Consider the following 15331-nt stretch of genomic DNA (forward strand, 5'->3'; position numbering starts at 1 on the left):
TCGTGGCATGCTGCCCTCAGCCGGGGAGATGCAATGACGGAGACGAGGAAATGGGGCCTTGCCGCTACGATCTTGGCCCCTGCAGATGAAATAAAACGCTTTGCCGCCTACCATCTGGAGGCGGGCGCTCATCGGCTTTATCTCTATCTCGACGCCGAAAACCCTGAAGCCTTTGCATCCCTAAAGGGTCATCCAAAGATACGCGTCACCACCTGCGATGACGCCTATTGGCAAAAGCTCTGCGGTAAGCGCCCTAAGAAACATCAGGTGCGTCAAACCCATAACGCGACCCATGCCTATCATCGCGCGGATGACGTGGATTGGCTGATCCATATGGATGTTGATGAGTTTTTGGTCGCGGATCGCGATGTTGGCGAGGTGCTGACTGACCTGCCCACTGATCAAAGAATCGCCCGGATCCGCCCGATGGAGGCATTGTCGGGTGATGCGACTGCTTTCAAAGCCTTTGTCCCGAATGGCCCAAACCGCGCCCAGATCGTATCTGAGCTTTATCCGACCTATGGCAACTACATCAAAGGTGGTTTCCTTAGCCATCTGGCGGGAAAGGTCTTTGCGCGGACCGGTATGGCGGGCATTCGTGTGCAAATTCATAACGTCTTTCAGAACGACGCGATCCTTGATGGACCTGAACAGAACCCCGACATTGATCTTGCGCATCTTCACGCCAAAAGCTGGCCCGAGTGGCTCGCCGCCTATCGCTACCGCATAGAAAAAGGGTCTTATCGGTCTGAGTTGGCTCCGAACCGCCTTCGCGATCGGGGCGGTCTGTCGATGCATGAGTTGTTTGCCATGATCGAAACCGAAGGGGGCGAGCCGGGCTTGCGCGCATTCTTTGATGAGGTCTGCGCCGATACGCCAAGCCTGCGCGCCGCACTTGATGCGCACGGCCTACTGCGCCACGCCGATCTTGATCTTGATGCAAAGATGTTGCGCCAATTCCCCAGATAAACGCCTGAGGGGTCAAGTGTTTGACGGCGCAGCCGCAACTTGCTATGCGCTTTTGGAACATGCCGCGGCAGTTGCCGCCTTTAGGGCCATTCGGGCCGGCTTGTATTGCTGCCGCGGGCCAAGTCAGTGTCCGCTCAACCCGGACGCACATGACAAAATTTACCGATCTAAACTTGAACGCCAAGGTTCTCAAAGCTGTTGTAGAAGCTGGCTACGAATCGCCCACGCCTATTCAAGCGGGCGCCATTCCCCCTGCCCTAGAAGGCCGCGACGTTTTGGGCATCGCCCAAACCGGCACCGGGAAGACCGCCAGCTTCACGCTGCCGATGCTCTCGCTGCTTGCCCGTGGCCGCGCCCGCGCCCGGATGCCGCGCAGCCTGGTGCTTTGCCCGACCCGTGAATTGGCGGCGCAGGTTGCTGAAAACTTCGACACCTACTCCAAGCACCTCAAGCTGACCAAGGCGCTGCTGATCGGCGGCGTGAGCTTTAAGGAGCAGGACAAGCTGATCGACAAAGGCGTCGACGTTCTGATCGCCACGCCGGGCCGCCTCCTGGATCATTTCGAGCGCGGCAAACTGATTCTGTCTGACGTGAAAGTCATGGTTGTGGACGAAGCCGACCGGATGCTCGACATGGGGTTCATCCCTGATATTGAGCGCATCTTCGGCCTCACGCCCTTCACCCGGCAAACGCTGTTTTTCTCCGCCACCATGGCGCCCGAAATTGAGCGGATCACCAACACATTCCTCAGCAACCCTGAGCGGATCGAAGTGGCCCGTCAGGCGACGACGAGCGAGAATATCACCCAAGGTGTGGTGATGTTCAAAGCCTCGCGCAAGGATCGTGAAGCCACCGAAAAGCGCAAGCTGCTGCGGTTGCTGATCGACGCTGAAGGCGAGAAATGCACAAATGCGATCATCTTCTGTAACCGCAAGATGGACGTGGATACCGTTGCCAAATCGTTGAAAAAATACGGCTATGACGCGGCACCGATCCATGGCGATCTGGACCAAAGTCAGCGGACCAAGACATTGGACGGCTTCCGCAAAGGAGAACTGCGATTCCTTATTGCTTCCGATGTGGCCGCCCGCGGCCTTGATGTGCCAAGCGTGAGCCATGTGTTCAACTTCGACGTGCCCAGCCACGCCGAAGACTATGTTCACCGCATTGGACGGACGGGCCGTGCCGGACGTGATGGCAAAGCGATCATGATCTGCGTGCCACGCGACGAGAAGAATTTCGAAGACGTTGAGCGTCTGGTGCAAAAGGAAATTCCCCGCTTGGAGAACCTGCTGCAAACCGACGCGCCCACCGCAGAAGAGGCAACCGCCGAAGCGCCAGCCAAGGCCGACGACAAGCCTAAGTCTGCCGACAAACCCAAGCGGACCCGCTCTCGCAGCCGCAAATCTGACGCCCCGCGCGCCGACAAAGCGGCCGCCGAGCAAGTTGCTGCAGACAAACCTGCCGAAGACAAACAGGCGCAAGCGCCAAAGGTCGAACCCAAGGCTGAGCCGAATTCCGAACCTGCCCCGCAGGCAGAGGTCGCTCCGGCGCAGGATGCTCCGGCGCAAAATGACCACCGATCAAACCGTGGGGGCAACAACGACAAGCCCCCGCGCGGCCGGGGACGCAATGACAAACGTGGCGGCAACGACAACCGCGTTGTAGGACTGGGCGATCACACGCCTGACTTCATCGGTCTAAGCTTTCGTGAACGTATCTAATCCAGCCTAACCGCTGGCATGAATTCGCCGCCGATCCTGACCGGGATTGGCGGCTTTTTCGTCTGTGCTATGTGAGATTTGAACCGTCTCAGATAGGACCATCATGCTGCGCCCTGCCCTCATCACCCTTGCCCTTACCCTCACGACATTTCTGGCCACCCCCGCCAGTGCCGAACGCTGCCGTGCGTTGGTGAATGGCGCCGAAGTCGTCATCGAGGCTGAGAATTTTGCTAATTTCGCAGATGAGGTCGGCACCCGCGAACGGCTCATGAACTGGCCCGCCCGCAAATGGAGCAACCTGTGGGGTGCGCCGCCCGCGTGCAACAGCGGCGTTCTGTTTGACTACCTTGCAACGACCGTACCGCTAGATCAGATCAACGGCTATTGTTTGACCGCCACTGATGAGGATGGCCACTTCCTGATCCCCGGCGAACGTAACTATCGCGGCAATTGCAAAAAGACTTTTTGTGAGAGGGTGAACACCACCAAAGAAGAGACCGTCAGCATCAGCAAGAGCATCGCACGCTCTGCCGTGGATACGATCAGCCAGCCAGACAACCTACGCGCCGTGGCGCATAAGTCTGGGGCGTTCATTCTGACGGGAGGGGCATCTGCCCTGAGCGCCAATCTGGCAACCACAGGCACGACGCTGGCCACTGCACTGTCGACCCCCGCCGCCCTTGCGGCCACGGGCGTAAGCGTGGTTGCAGTGGGCGGCGCGGTCTATATGTGCAGCGGTGGGGAGGAGGTCAGTTCAGACGACTGACCACCACGGTGACTTCGGGCTTTTTGCCAATCTCATCGTACGATGACTGACGCGCGACCTTTTTAAGACCATCGTTCAGCTTGTCATCGTCACGCAATGTGGCGGCCTTTTGACGGTTCAGCCACTGGCTTAGGTCTTGCTCCAACACGTCGACCAAGGGCGCGTTAGAGCGGCCTTTTTCTGGCAGACCCATCAGATCAACCCAAGGATCACCCAAAGGCTCATCATCGGCGTCAAGAATCATCGTCACGGTCGCATGACCGTTCAGCGCCATACGGATACGGTCGCGGATCACACCATCAAGGGCGCCGACCTGCACCGAGCCGTCCAGATACATGCGACCGGTGTCGACATGCTCAACCACCTTAGGCTTGTTGCCCGACAGATCGATCATCATGCCATTGACGGCCAGAACGCCGGTGATGCCCTTGGCGTTCGCAATCTTCACATGCTCGCGCAGGTGACGATGCTCGCCATGCATCGGGATCAGCACCTGAGGCTTCACAATCGCGTGCAGCGTTTCAAGGTCCGGACGGTTGGCGTGGCCCGAGACGTGGTAAAGACCAGAGGAATCATCCACAACATCAACGCCCTTTTCAGAGAATTGGTTGATGATGCTGATCACACCGCGCTCGTTGCCCGGAATGGTTTTCGAGGAAAAGAGGAACAGATCGCCCTCTTTCAACTCAATGCCTTGATACTTACCGCGTGCAAGCTGCGCAGAAGCCGCGCGGCGCTCACCTTGGCTGCCGGTGACCAGCAGCATCAGGTTCTCACGCGGGATCGCGCGGGCGTTCTCGGGGGAGATGACCGGAGGGAAATCCTTCATCACACCTGTTTGGATCGAAGCTTCGACCATGCGGTTCATCGCGCGGCCCAGCAGAACGATCGACCGCCCTGCCCGTGCACCAGCCTCTGCCAGCGTTTTGACCCGCGCCACGTTGGAGGCAAAGGTCGTGGCGATAACCATGCCTTCGGCACTGCTGACCAGCTTCTCAATCTCAGGACCAACAGTGGCTTCCGAGCGGCCGGGATGCGCGGAGAAGACGTTCGTGCTGTCGCAGATCAGCGCGTTGACGCCGTCTTTGCAAACATCGGCCCAAAGTGCATCGTCGAAGGCTTCGCCAACACCGGGCGTGCGGTCGATCTTGAAGTCGCCCGAGTGGATCGTACGCCCTTCGGGCGTGTCGATAACCATGGCCGAGGATTCAGGGATTGAATGCGAGATTGGCAAGAAGCCCACTTTGAACGGACCGGCTGTGATCTGCTCAGGCCATGTGCTGACCGTGGTGATCGCATCCTCAGGATGGCCATGCTCTGACATCTTGCGACGCGCGATATTCGCGGTAAAGGCGCGCGCATAGATCGGTGCCTTGAGCGCCTCATAGGAATGGGCGACCGCGCCGATGTGGTCTTCGTGCGCGTGGGTGATGAAAATCGCTTCGATCTGGTCGCGGCGTTTCTTCAGCCATGTGATGTCGGGCAGGATCAGGTCCACGCCGGGTGTGCTGTCCATATCCGGGAAAGCCACACCAAGGTCGACGACGATCAGCCGTTCCTTACCCGGTTTGCCGTAGCCATAGACATAGGCGTTCATGCCAATTTCACCCGCCCCACCGAGGGGCAGATAGATAAATCGTTCGCTGCTCATATTATTCAGCTTTGTCCTTATTATAATCGTGGATCACGGTCAGACCGTGCATCGTGAGTTCATCTTGATAATCATCGAACAGGTCGACTGCCTGCTGAAACAGCGGTGCCAGACCCCCCGTGGCGATAACGCGCATGGGTCTCGCACGTTCCGCCCTTATGCGCTCACATATCTCACGAACCAGTCCGACATAACCCCAAAAGACACCAGACTGCATGCAGGCCACCGTATTGGTGCCGATGACATTCTGAGGCTTGGAGATATCGACATGCGGCAGCGCGGCCGCAGCATTGTGCAGCGCCTCAAGGCTGAGGTTCACGCCGGGCGCGATCACGCCCCCGATATAGGCCCCATCATCGGCCACCACGTCAAAGGTGGTGGCTGTACCAAAATCCACCACGATCAAGTCGCCGCCATAAAGGTCAAAGCCCGCCACAGTGTTCACCAACCGGTCCGGCCCCACCTGCGTGCCTCCATCTACGCGCACGTCAATCGGCAGCTCGCAGCCCGGTTTGCCCACCACGAAAGGACGCGTGTTGAAGTAACGATCGGCCAGAACGCGCAGGTTGAACACCACCCGTGGCACGGTGGAGCTGATGATCATATCAGTGATGTCTGCGTCTATATTTTGCAGGCGCATCAACGTGTTGAGCCAAACGTAATATTGGTCCGCCGTGCGTTTCCATTCGGTCGAGGTGCGCCAAGTGGCGATGAACTCTTTCCCGTCCCAGATCGAGAAAACCGTGTTGGTGTTGCCGCAATCAATTGCCAGAAGCATGCTGCCCCCCTCCCCCGAATTTAGAAAAACACGTCCGCTGCGGTGATGGGCACCGCGCCGTCACGGGTGCGCAGGATCAGATTGCCTGCGCTGTCTACATCTTCAAAGACGCCGGTGATCTCATCGCGCATGGTACGGGCGGTGATGACCTCTCCCAACCGCGCGGCATGGGCGAGCCACGCGCTGCGGATCGCGGCGAAACCATAGGTGGTGAACTGATCTTCAAGACCGGCATATTCTTGCGCAAGGACATCGAGGAAGTCTTCGGCGGTCACATTGGCCCCCGCTTCGCGCAGGGTCACCGCAGGCAGGGCGTGTGCCTCCAGGGTACTAGCCTCCGGGGCATGGGCAAGGTTCACGCCAATCCCGATCGCCAAATGATCGCCGACGCTTTCCAAAAGGATCCCTGCCACCTTGCCACCGCGCAGCAGCACATCGTTCGGCCATTTCAGGGCAAAGGCATCCTCGCGCCCGGTCACCGCAATAAAGGCGCGGAAGAGCGCCAGCGATGTCACGAAGGACCGCAGCGCTGCAACGCCCGGTGGCTCTTTACGGGGCATCATCAGGGTTGCCGCGAAATTGCCACGCGGGGTGGTCCAACTGCGGCCACGGCGGCCCCGCGCGGCGGTCTGCTCCAGCGCCAAAATCCAAGTCGGCGCGGTCAGCTCTTGCTGTAACCGCGCCGCCTCTGAGAGGGTGGAATCGAGCGAGTCATAGACGCGCCGGCCATAGCCTTCCGGCCAGTCGGTCATGCGGTGGTCCGGCCAATCTTGCGCCGCACCGCTCAGTTCACCAGCGACGCCGCAGCCGAGGCGGCCATGCCTTCGACACCGAACATATTCGCGATCCCGACGATCATGATGACAGCCGAGGCCATCAGCACCACGGTCAGCACGCCGCCGTTCTGGTGATCCAGCGTGTCAGAACGCTCTTCGCCAAAGTACATGTAAAAGACGATCCGCAAGTAGTAGTACGCACCGATCACACTGGCGATCACACCGGCCACGGCGAGCCATGCCATATTGGCGTCATAGGCCGCGCGCAGCACATAGAACTTGCCGAAGAAACCCAGCATCGGCGGTACGCCCGCCAGGCTGAACAGCAGCACCAGCATGGCCAGCGCCCGGCCCGGATTGGTCTTGGCATACATGTTGAGCATGGTGATATCGGTCACCGGCGCGCCGTCTTTCTGCATCAGCAGGATGAAAGCAAAGGTGCCGAGGTTCATTGTCACATAGATCGCCATATAGACCAGCATCGCCTGCACGCCGAAGGCTGTGCCCGCAGCCAAGCCCATCAGCGCATAGCCCATGTGGGCAATCGACGAAAAGGCCATCAGACGTTTGATATTGGTCTGACCAATCGCGGCGACAGACCCGAAGAACATCGACAGCACCGACAGCAGCGCCACGATCTGGCTCCAATCGCTGACGATCTGGCCGAAGGCGTCATGCATCACACGCGCGAAAAGGGCCATGGCGGCGACTTTGGGCGCGGTCGCAAAGAAGGCTGCAATCGGGGTCGGCGCGCCCTCATAGACGTCCGGTGTCCACATGTGGAAGGGCACGGCAGAGACTTTGAAAGCGAGGCCCGAGATCAGGAAGACCAGACCAAAGAGCAACCCGAGCGAGGTTTCACCGGTTTGCGCGGTGGTGATGATCCCGGCAAAGGCCGTGGTCCCGGCATAGCCATAGACAAGCGACGCACCGTAAAGCAGCAGACCCGAGCTGAGTGCGCCCAGAACGAAATACTTCAAGCCAGCCTCAGTCGATTTGACCGAGTCGCGGCGCAGGGAGGCGACAACGTAAAGCGCCAGAGATTGCAGTTCCAACCCCATATAGAGCGCCATCAGATCGCCCGCGCTGACCATCACCATCATGCCGACAACTGCCAACGAGACCAGAATGGGATACTCAAACCGCAGCAAGCCGCGCAATTTCATGTAGCTTTCCGACATGACCAAAACAGCCGCCGCCGACAGCAAGATCGCCACTTTGGCAAATCGCGCAAAACTGTCGTCGATGAACATGCCGTAGAAGGCGATATTGGTCGTGCCGTCGCCCGACATGGCGACCCAACCGGCCAGCAGCACCATCACCACCGCGGTCACCCAGACGAGCACCCCGGCGGCCTTGTCTTTCGACGTATAGACCGCGCCAAGAAGGCCAAGCAGGGCAAACCCCGCAAGCACAATTTCGGGCAGAATGATGTTCAGATCAGCGGAAATCATGCGCCAAGTCCTTCTTAATGCGAGGCATCGGCGGTCTGCACAGCGGTATCAGCCGCCTCCAGCGCCATGTCGTAATTTTCAACGAGAGCAGCCACCGACGGCCCGATCATATCCAGGACCAGTGCCGGGTAGACGCCCAGGATCAGGGTCATCGCCACCAGTGGGGCTATGATCCATTTCTCACGCGCGGTCATATCGGTGATCGCCTTGAGGCTTTCTTTGATCAGATCGCCCATCACCACGCGGCGATAGAGCCACAGCGCATAGGCCGCCGAGAAGATCACGCCCGTGGTCGCCACAGCCGCCACCCAAGTGTTCACTTGGAAGGTCGCCATGAGCGTCAGGAATTCACCCACGAACCCGGATGTGCCCGGCAGACCCACGTTCGCCATGGTGAAGAACATGAAGACCATTGCATAGGCCGGCATCCGGTTCACCAGACCGCCGTAGGCGTCGATCTCACGGGTGTGCATCCGGTCATAGATCACGCCAACGCTAAGGAAGAGCGCGCCGGAGATGAAGCCGTGGCTGATCATCTGGAAAATCGCCCCGTCGACCCCCTGCTGGTTCGCAGCAAAGATGCCCATGGTCACAAAACCCATATGCGCGACCGAGGAATAGGCGATCAGCTTTTTCATGTCCTGCTGCACCAGCGCCACTAGCGAGGTATAGACGATGGCAATGGCCGACATCCACAGGATCAGCGGCGTCATCACCTCGGACCCGACGGGGAACATCGGCAAGCTGAAGCGCAGGAAGCCGTAGCCGCCCATTTTCAGCAGGATCGCCGCCAGAACCACAGAGCCCGCCGTAGGGGCCTGAACGTGCGCGTCGGGCAGCCAAGTGTGAACCGGCCACATCGGCATCTTAACTGCAAAGCTGGCAAAGAAGGCGAGGAACATCAGTGTCTGCATCCCGCCTACAACTTGAATGCCCAGAAGCTCAAAGTTGTCGGACCCGAAGTTATGCGTGAGCAGGCTGATCTCACAGCCGCCGATGCAGGTTGTGCCCGCTTCGGTAAACATCGCCACCATTGCCACCAACATCAGCACCGAGCCGAGGAAGGTATAGAGGAAGAACTTGAAGCTTGCGTAGATACGCTCTTTCCCGCCCCAGATGCCGATGATCAGGAACATCGGGATTAGACCGGCCTCGAAGAACAGGTAGAACAGCACCAGATCCAGCGCCATGAAGACGCCGAGCATCAGCGTTTCCAAGAGCAGGAAAGCGATCATGTATTCTTTGACGCGGTGCTCTACGTTCCAGCTTGCCGCAATGACCAGCGGCATCATGAACGTGGTCAGCATCACGAAAAGGATCGAGATGCCGTCAACGCCAAGGCGGTACTTAAGCCCCAGCAGCCAATCGGCCTCGTCCACGAACTGGAAGTCGGTGTTCGAAGGGTCAAACTCGAACAGTACGAAAAGCGAGATCAAGAACGTGACCGTCGTGGTGATGAAAGCCAGCCATTTCGCGTTGCGCCCGGCGGCGGCGTCATCGCCCCGCAGGAAGACCGCGAGGATCAGCGCAGCAAAGGCCGGAACAAAGGTAATGATTGAAAGCAGATGCGTATCCATCAGTTCGCTCCTCCGCTCATCGTCATCCATGTCACCAGAACGGCAATCCCGATCACCATCGCGAAGGCATAGGTAAAGATATAGCCCGTCTGTGCCTTACCCGCGAGGCGGGTGAAGAAAGGGATGATGCCCATGGCGATGCCATTCAGCGTACCATCGATCACATTGCCATCGCCGCGTTTCCACAGGAACCGGCCGATCGTCTTGGCGGGACGCACGAAAATCACGTCGTAAACCTCATCAAAATACCATTTGTTTTTCAGGAACAGGTACAGCGGTCGTTGATTGGCCGCCAAACGTCCGGGGACAGTTGGGCTCCAGATATAGAACCACAGCGCCATGAGCAGACCGGCCAGCATGGCGATGAACGGGGAAACCTTGACCCATGTCGGTGCTGCATGCGCGTCGTCCAGCACATGGTTGTCAGGCCCAAAGTAAAGTGCCCCCTCACCCGGCGCACCGCCGAAGCTCTCGTGATGCGTACTTGCGTCCTGGTGACCCTCAACCAGCGCCTCGGCACCTTCGTCCCCATCGACCGGACCGGTGGCACCGTGATCGTCCTCGGCCCCTTCCACATGCGCATCACCGCCTGCGGCCATCTCGGCCATCGGGATGCCGTAGAACTTGCCGACTTGGTCGGCATGGCCAAAGAAGTTGCCGTACCAGACCATCCCGGCAAAGACCGAGCCGAGCGCCAAGACGCCAAGCGGGATCAGCATGACCATCGGGCTTTCATGCGCATGCTCATGCGTATGTTTGTTGCCGCGCGGCGCGCCGAAGAACGTCAGGAAGATCAGGCGCCAGCTGTAGAAGCTTGTCATCGCAGCGGCGATCACCAGCAGCCAGAAACCATACATGGACCCACCGCCCCAAGCGCTCTCGATGATCGCGTCTTTGGACAGGAAACCAGCGAAACCGATATGGGTCAGCGGAATACCGACACCGGTAATAGCCAGCGTGCCGATCATCATGGCAGCAAAGGTATAGGGGATCTTTTTGCGCAGACCGCCGTAGTTGGTCATGTCCTGCTCATGGTGCATCGCGTGGATGACCGAGCCCGCGCCCAAGAACAGCATTGCCTTAAAGAAAGCGTGCGTGAACAGGTGGAACATCGCCGCCGAATACATGCCGACGCCAGCGGCTACGAACATATAGCCGAGCTGGGACATGGTCGAATAGGCGATGACGCGTTTGATGTCAGTCTGCACAAGACCGATCGTCGCCGCGACGAAAGCGGTGGTTGCCCCGATGACGGTGACAAAGGCCATCGCCTCGGGCGCGAATTCCATCACGGGCGACATGCGGCAAACGAGGAAAACACCCGCCGTCACCATGGTCGCCGCGTGGATCAGCGCCGACACGGGTGTCGGGCCTTCCATCGCGTCCGGCAGCCATGTGTGCAGGAACAGTTGCGCCGATTTACCCATCGCACCGACAAAGAGCAGGAATGCGATCAGGTTCGCCGCGTTCCAGTCGGCCCAAAGGAAAGTGACGGACTGCTGCGCCAAATCGGGAGCCGCGGCAAAGATATCATCAAAGCGGATCGAGTCCGTCAGCATATAGAGGCCAAAGATGCCCAGCAGGAACGCAAAGTCCCCTACCCGGTTCACGATGAATGCCTTCATCGCCGCGGCATTCGCGCTTGGCTTACGGAAGTAGAAACCGATCAGCAGATAGGACGCGACACCGACGCCTTCCCAGCCAAAGAACATCTGCACGAGGTTGTCGGCTGTCACCAGCATCAACATCGCAAAGGTAAAGAAGGACAGATAGGCAAAGAACCGGGGACGATAGCTTTCGTTATCGCGGAAGTTCTCATCATGCGCCATGTAGCCGAAGGAATAGAGGTGCACGAGGCTCGAAACCGTAGTGATCACAATCAACATGATCGCGGTCAGACGGTCCATGCGGATCGCCCAATCGGTGCTCAGCGTGCCGCTTTCGATAAAGCGCAGGATCTGGATTTGCTCGGTCGGGCCGTCCAGCGTCAGGAAGACCACCCAAGATAGTAAGGCCGCGAGGAACAAAAGCCCCGTGGCGATCCACTGGGCAGCTTTCTCGCCGATGATCTTCCAGCCGAAACCGCAGAGGATGGCACCCACCAGCGGGGCGAATAGGATCGTGGTTTCCATTGCCTCAGCCCTTCATCACGTTGACATCTTCCACCGCGATCGAGCCACGGTTACGGAAGAAACAGACCAGAATGGCAAGGCCGATGGCGGCCTCGGCGGCGGCGACGGTGAGTACGAAAAGCGTAAACACCTGCCCCGTCAAATCACCAAGGAAACTGGAGAAGGCGACGAGGTTGATGTTCACCGCGAGCAGCATCAATTCGATGCTCATCAGCAGAATGATCACGTTCTTGCGGTTCAGGAATAGCCCGAAGATGCCGATGACAAACAGCGTCGCCGCTACCGTCAGGTAATGCTCAAGTCCGATCATGTCGTCCCTTACGTTCCCGCCCCTTAATGGGCTTTGGTCGCGCCCCATTTAATGGGGCTTTTAGTATCACTTTGCCCCGGCTGCCACCGGGATTGACCGGGTTTTAGCCGATAAAGCTGTAGCCGCCGAAGAATACGACGATCAAAACCACGACCAGCACCACGATTGTTGTTCTCGACATCTCGACGTCCCTTTTCTCTCTTGGTTGAGCCGCTCTCTTCCAAAGAAAACGGCCACGGAATTTTCAAAAAATTCCGGTGATTACAGGCCCTGCCCCGACTTCACGTCGCGCAGTTCCATCGCCTTGGCCGGGTCGCGCATCATCTGCGCCACCACGTCTTGGCGTTTCACGTCCTTACGGTGACGCAGTGTCAGCACGATCGCCCCGATCATTGCCACCAGCAGGATCAGACCCGCCAGTTGGAAGAGCAGGAAGTAGCGATCATAAAGCAGCAGACCAAGCGCTTCGGTATTGAAGCGGGTCGGATCAATTGCATTGGCGCGCAGGCTCTCTGCCGCAGCGCTCTGCTCCCATGCGCCAAAGGCCATGACAAACTGCATCAAGATCACCAGCGCGATCAGCAGTGCCAGCGGCATATAGCGCGCCATCTCGGCCTTAAGCTCAGCAAAATCCACATCGAGCATCATGACGACAAAGAGGAACAGCACCGCCACCGCGCCGACATATACGATCACCAGCAGCATCGCCACGAACTCTGCGCCGAGCAGGACGAAAAGCCCCGCCGCCGAGAGGAAGGACAGGATCAACCAGAGCACCGAATGCACCGGGTTGCGGCTGATCACGGTGAACAGCCCACCGGTGATGACGCTGATCGCGAAGAGGTAAAATGAAAAGACCGTCATGCGCCGTCTTCCTTCTTGGTGTCTTTGTTCTCGTCCAGCACCGATTGCGCCAGTTCCAGCGCGCGGGTCATCGCCGGAATACCGGCAAAGGCCGACATCTGGCCGATGGTCTCGACGATATGTTGTTTCGTGGCCCCGGCCTCGAGCGCGTGGCGCACGGTTTGGCGCACCCCCACATCATTCTGCGCGCCCTGCATGGTCAGCCCGGCCAGTGTCAGCAGCAGCCGCGTGCGGGCATCAAGACCGCCTTTGTTGACCGTGTCGCCGAACCAGAAATCCATCATTTCCTTGGGCATGGTGCCCATCATCGCCTCAAACCCTTTGGGCGAAAAGGCGTCCATCGCCGGAAAGGCTTTCGCCATTTCCTGCGCCTGTTTCATCATCGCATCAAAGGGGTTTGTTGGATCACTCATCGGTAGGGTGCATCCATTTCGAGGTTACGGGCAATCTCTGATTCCCAACGGTCGCCGTTGTCCAGCAGTTTGGCCTTGTCGTAATACAGCTCTTCGCGAGTCTCGGTCGAGAATTCGAAGTTCGGGCCTTCGACAATGGCATCCACTGGGCAGGCTTCCTGACAGAAACCACAGTATATGCATTTGGTCATATCGATGTCATAACGCGTCGTGCGGCGACTGCCGTCCTCGCGCGCTTCGGCGTCGATTGTGATGGCCTGCGCGGGGCAGATCGCTTCGCACAGCTTACACGCGATGCAACGTTCCTCGCCGTTTGGATAACGGCGCAACGCATGCTCACCACGGAAACGGGGCGACAGTGGCCCCTTCTCATGCGGGTAGTTGATGGTGGTTTTCGGCGCAAAGAAATAGCGCATCCCCAGCATGAACGCCTTGGCGTAATCTGCCAGCAGGAAGTATTTCGCGGCGCGGGTGTAATCCATCTGTGCCATATCAGCCCCCTACGGTCCAACGGGCATAGATGCCCCAGAACCAATCGAATTTTGCAGCAAAGGCCACGAAGACCACCCAGAACAGCGAGAACGGCAGGAACACTTTCCACCCCAGACGCATCAGCTGGTCATAGCGGTAGCGTGGCGTGATCGCCTTCACCATGGAGAACATGAAGAAGACCATCAGCATCTTGATGAACATCCAGAAGAACCCGTCAGGCAGGAACGGTACGGGCGACAGCCAGCCACCGAAGAACATCAGCGACACAAGCGCGCACATCAGCACCACGGCCACCAGCTCGCCAATCATGAAGAGCAGGAAGGGCGTGGAGGAGTATTCCACCTGATAGCCCGCCACCAGTTCTGATTCCGCTTCGGGAAGGTCAAACGGTGGGCGGTTGGTTTCGGCCAGCGCCGAGATGAAGAACAGGATCAGCATCGGGAAGTGCGGCAGGAAGTACCAGTTGAACAGGCCCCAGTCGCCATCCTGCGCGGCCACGATGGACGAGAAGTTCATCGAACCGGTGGAAAGGATCACGCCGATGATGATGAGACCGATGGACACTTCATAAGAAATCATCTGCGCGGCAGAGCGCAGCGAGCCAAGGAACGGGTATTTGGAGTTCGACGCCCATCCGCCCATGATCACGCCGTAAACCTCGAGCGAGGAGACGGCGAAGACATAGAGGATCGCCACGTTGATGTCCGACAGGATCCAGCCTTCGTTAAAGGGGATCACCGCCCAAGCAATCATCGCCATGACAAAGGAAATCATCGGTGCAAGGAAGAAGACCCCCTTGTCTGCACCCGCAGGGACCACCACTTCTTTAACGATGTATTTAAGAAAGTCCGCGAAGCTCTGCAGCAGGCCGAAAACACCCACAACGTTGGGTCCGCGACGCATCATCACGGCGGCCCAAATCTTGCGGTCGGCATACATGAGGAAGGCCAGCGCCAACAAAAGCGGAACGACAAGCAGCAAAACCTGCCCAACCGTCAGCAGGGCAATGCCAAGCCCGGTGTTATAAAAGAAGTCAGCCATAAGTCCTCACACCGTCGGAATGCCGCGTTCCGCGCATTGAAACGCGGTCACTTCGGCATCAATTGTCTTCAAGCCTTTCGGCAGGCTCGGCGAGATCGTGTAAACAGCATCTGCCCGCCATATGCCACCCTCTTCGGTCACATTTGTCCGCACATGTCGTGCAAAACCGTAGCCCCGGATCAACGTATACTGCGCTGCAGCACATTCGGCGTAATCTGACACATCTTGGTTCGACAGTGCCTTGGTCATCGCCACGTTGAACTGCACCAGATCCCCGTCCAAAAGCTGTGTTTCCACCCCCTTGTAGTCGGGGATGAAATCCTCGGCCACCGGCACCTGCGGTTCACAGGCGGCCAGCAGCATCAAGGGGGCCAGCATCATGGC

The 15331-nt window shown here is 58.5% G+C and carries 15 protein-coding genes; 3 read left to right on the forward strand and 12 right to left on the reverse strand.

The genetic code is table 11. The features are described from left to right. Window positions 1-33: 33 nt before the first annotated feature. The 3 genes from WNY61_RS04745 to WNY61_RS04755 all read left to right on the forward strand — a co-directional run bounded on the left by WNY61_RS04745 (window position 34) and on the right by WNY61_RS04755 (window position 3459). Window positions 34-969 carry a glycosyltransferase family 2 protein gene (locus tag WNY61_RS04745; protein ID WP_342850301.1) on the forward strand — a complete coding sequence of 312 codons (936 nt, stop codon included), beginning with the start codon at window positions 34-36 and terminating at the stop codon, window positions 967-969. 149 nt (window positions 970-1118) lie between these two features. Further along, complete coding sequence (locus WNY61_RS04750; protein ID WP_342850302.1) at window positions 1119-2693, forward strand: DEAD/DEAH box helicase; 1575 nt, start codon at window positions 1119-1121, stop codon at window positions 2691-2693. A 103-nt stretch (window positions 2694-2796) separates the two neighbouring features. Beyond that, a complete protein-coding gene (locus tag WNY61_RS04755) occupies window positions 2797-3459 on the forward strand; it encodes a hypothetical protein (protein WP_342850303.1) in 663 nt (220 codons plus the stop codon). Here WNY61_RS04755 and WNY61_RS04760 read toward each other — a convergent pair. The 12 genes from WNY61_RS04760 to WNY61_RS04815 all read right to left on the reverse strand — a co-directional run bounded on the left by WNY61_RS04760 (window position 3443) and on the right by WNY61_RS04815 (window position 15325). Further along, the gene (locus WNY61_RS04760) at window positions 3443-5110 is read right to left on the reverse strand and encodes a ribonuclease J (protein ID WP_342850304.1); all 1668 of its coding nucleotides are present in this window, start codon (window positions 5108-5110) and stop codon (window positions 3443-3445) included. The genes WNY61_RS04755 and WNY61_RS04760 overlap by 17 nt on opposite strands. A 1-nt stretch (window position 5111) precedes the next feature. Further along, the gene (locus WNY61_RS04765; protein ID WP_342850305.1) at window positions 5112-5888 is read right to left on the reverse strand and encodes a type III pantothenate kinase; all 777 of its coding nucleotides are present in this window, start codon (window positions 5886-5888) and stop codon (window positions 5112-5114) included. Window positions 5889-5908: 20 nt separating this feature from the next. Beyond that, a complete protein-coding gene (locus tag WNY61_RS04770) occupies window positions 5909-6640 on the reverse strand; it encodes a biotin--[acetyl-CoA-carboxylase] ligase (RefSeq protein WP_342850306.1) in 732 nt (243 codons plus the stop codon). A gap of 32 nt (window positions 6641-6672) precedes the next feature. Continuing rightward, window positions 6673-8118 carry an NADH-quinone oxidoreductase subunit NuoN gene (gene nuoN / locus WNY61_RS04775; protein ID WP_342850307.1) on the reverse strand — a complete coding sequence of 482 codons (1446 nt, stop codon included), beginning with the start codon at window positions 8116-8118 and terminating at the stop codon, window positions 6673-6675. A 14-nt stretch (window positions 8119-8132) separates the two neighbouring features. Beyond that, the gene (locus tag WNY61_RS04780; RefSeq protein WP_342850308.1) at window positions 8133-9695 is read right to left on the reverse strand and encodes an NADH-quinone oxidoreductase subunit M; all 1563 of its coding nucleotides are present in this window, start codon (window positions 9693-9695) and stop codon (window positions 8133-8135) included. Continuing rightward, window positions 9695-11827: an NADH-quinone oxidoreductase subunit L gene (gene nuoL, locus WNY61_RS04785; RefSeq protein WP_342850309.1), complete on the reverse strand. Its 2133-nt coding sequence runs from the start codon at window positions 11825-11827 to the stop codon at window positions 9695-9697. Before nuoL ends, WNY61_RS04780 begins: the two co-directional genes overlap by 1 nt. 4 nt (window positions 11828-11831) lie before the next feature. After that, window positions 11832-12137 (reverse strand): NADH-quinone oxidoreductase subunit NuoK, encoded by a 306-nt coding sequence (gene nuoK / locus WNY61_RS04790; RefSeq protein WP_007119508.1) that lies wholly within the window; start codon window positions 12135-12137, stop codon window positions 11832-11834. A 261-nt stretch (window positions 12138-12398) separates the two neighbouring features. After that, the gene (locus WNY61_RS04795; RefSeq protein ID WP_342850311.1) at window positions 12399-13001 is read right to left on the reverse strand and encodes an NADH-quinone oxidoreductase subunit J; all 603 of its coding nucleotides are present in this window, start codon (window positions 12999-13001) and stop codon (window positions 12399-12401) included. After that, entirely contained in the window at window positions 12998-13414 is a 417-nt protein-coding gene (locus WNY61_RS04800; RefSeq protein ID WP_259984919.1) for a carboxymuconolactone decarboxylase family protein, read from the reverse strand. The genes WNY61_RS04795 and WNY61_RS04800 overlap by 4 nt, the downstream gene beginning before the upstream one ends. Next, window positions 13411-13905: an NADH-quinone oxidoreductase subunit NuoI gene (gene nuoI, locus WNY61_RS04805; protein WP_007119504.1), complete on the reverse strand. Its 495-nt coding sequence runs from the start codon at window positions 13903-13905 to the stop codon at window positions 13411-13413. Before nuoI ends, WNY61_RS04800 begins: the two co-directional genes overlap by 4 nt. 1 nt (window position 13906) lies before the next feature. Then, window positions 13907-14947, reverse strand: a complete 1041-nt coding sequence (gene nuoH, locus WNY61_RS04810) for an NADH-quinone oxidoreductase subunit NuoH (protein WP_007119503.1) — start codon at window positions 14945-14947, stop codon at window positions 13907-13909. 6 nt (window positions 14948-14953) lie between these two features. Then, window positions 14954-15325: a hypothetical protein gene (locus WNY61_RS04815; RefSeq protein ID WP_007119502.1), complete on the reverse strand. Its 372-nt coding sequence runs from the start codon at window positions 15323-15325 to the stop codon at window positions 14954-14956. Window positions 15326-15331: the final 6 nt, after the last annotated feature.

The organism is Sulfitobacter sp. AS92, from assembly GCF_038900015.1.
Taxonomy (GTDB): Bacteria; Pseudomonadota; Alphaproteobacteria; order Rhodobacterales; family Rhodobacteraceae; genus Sulfitobacter.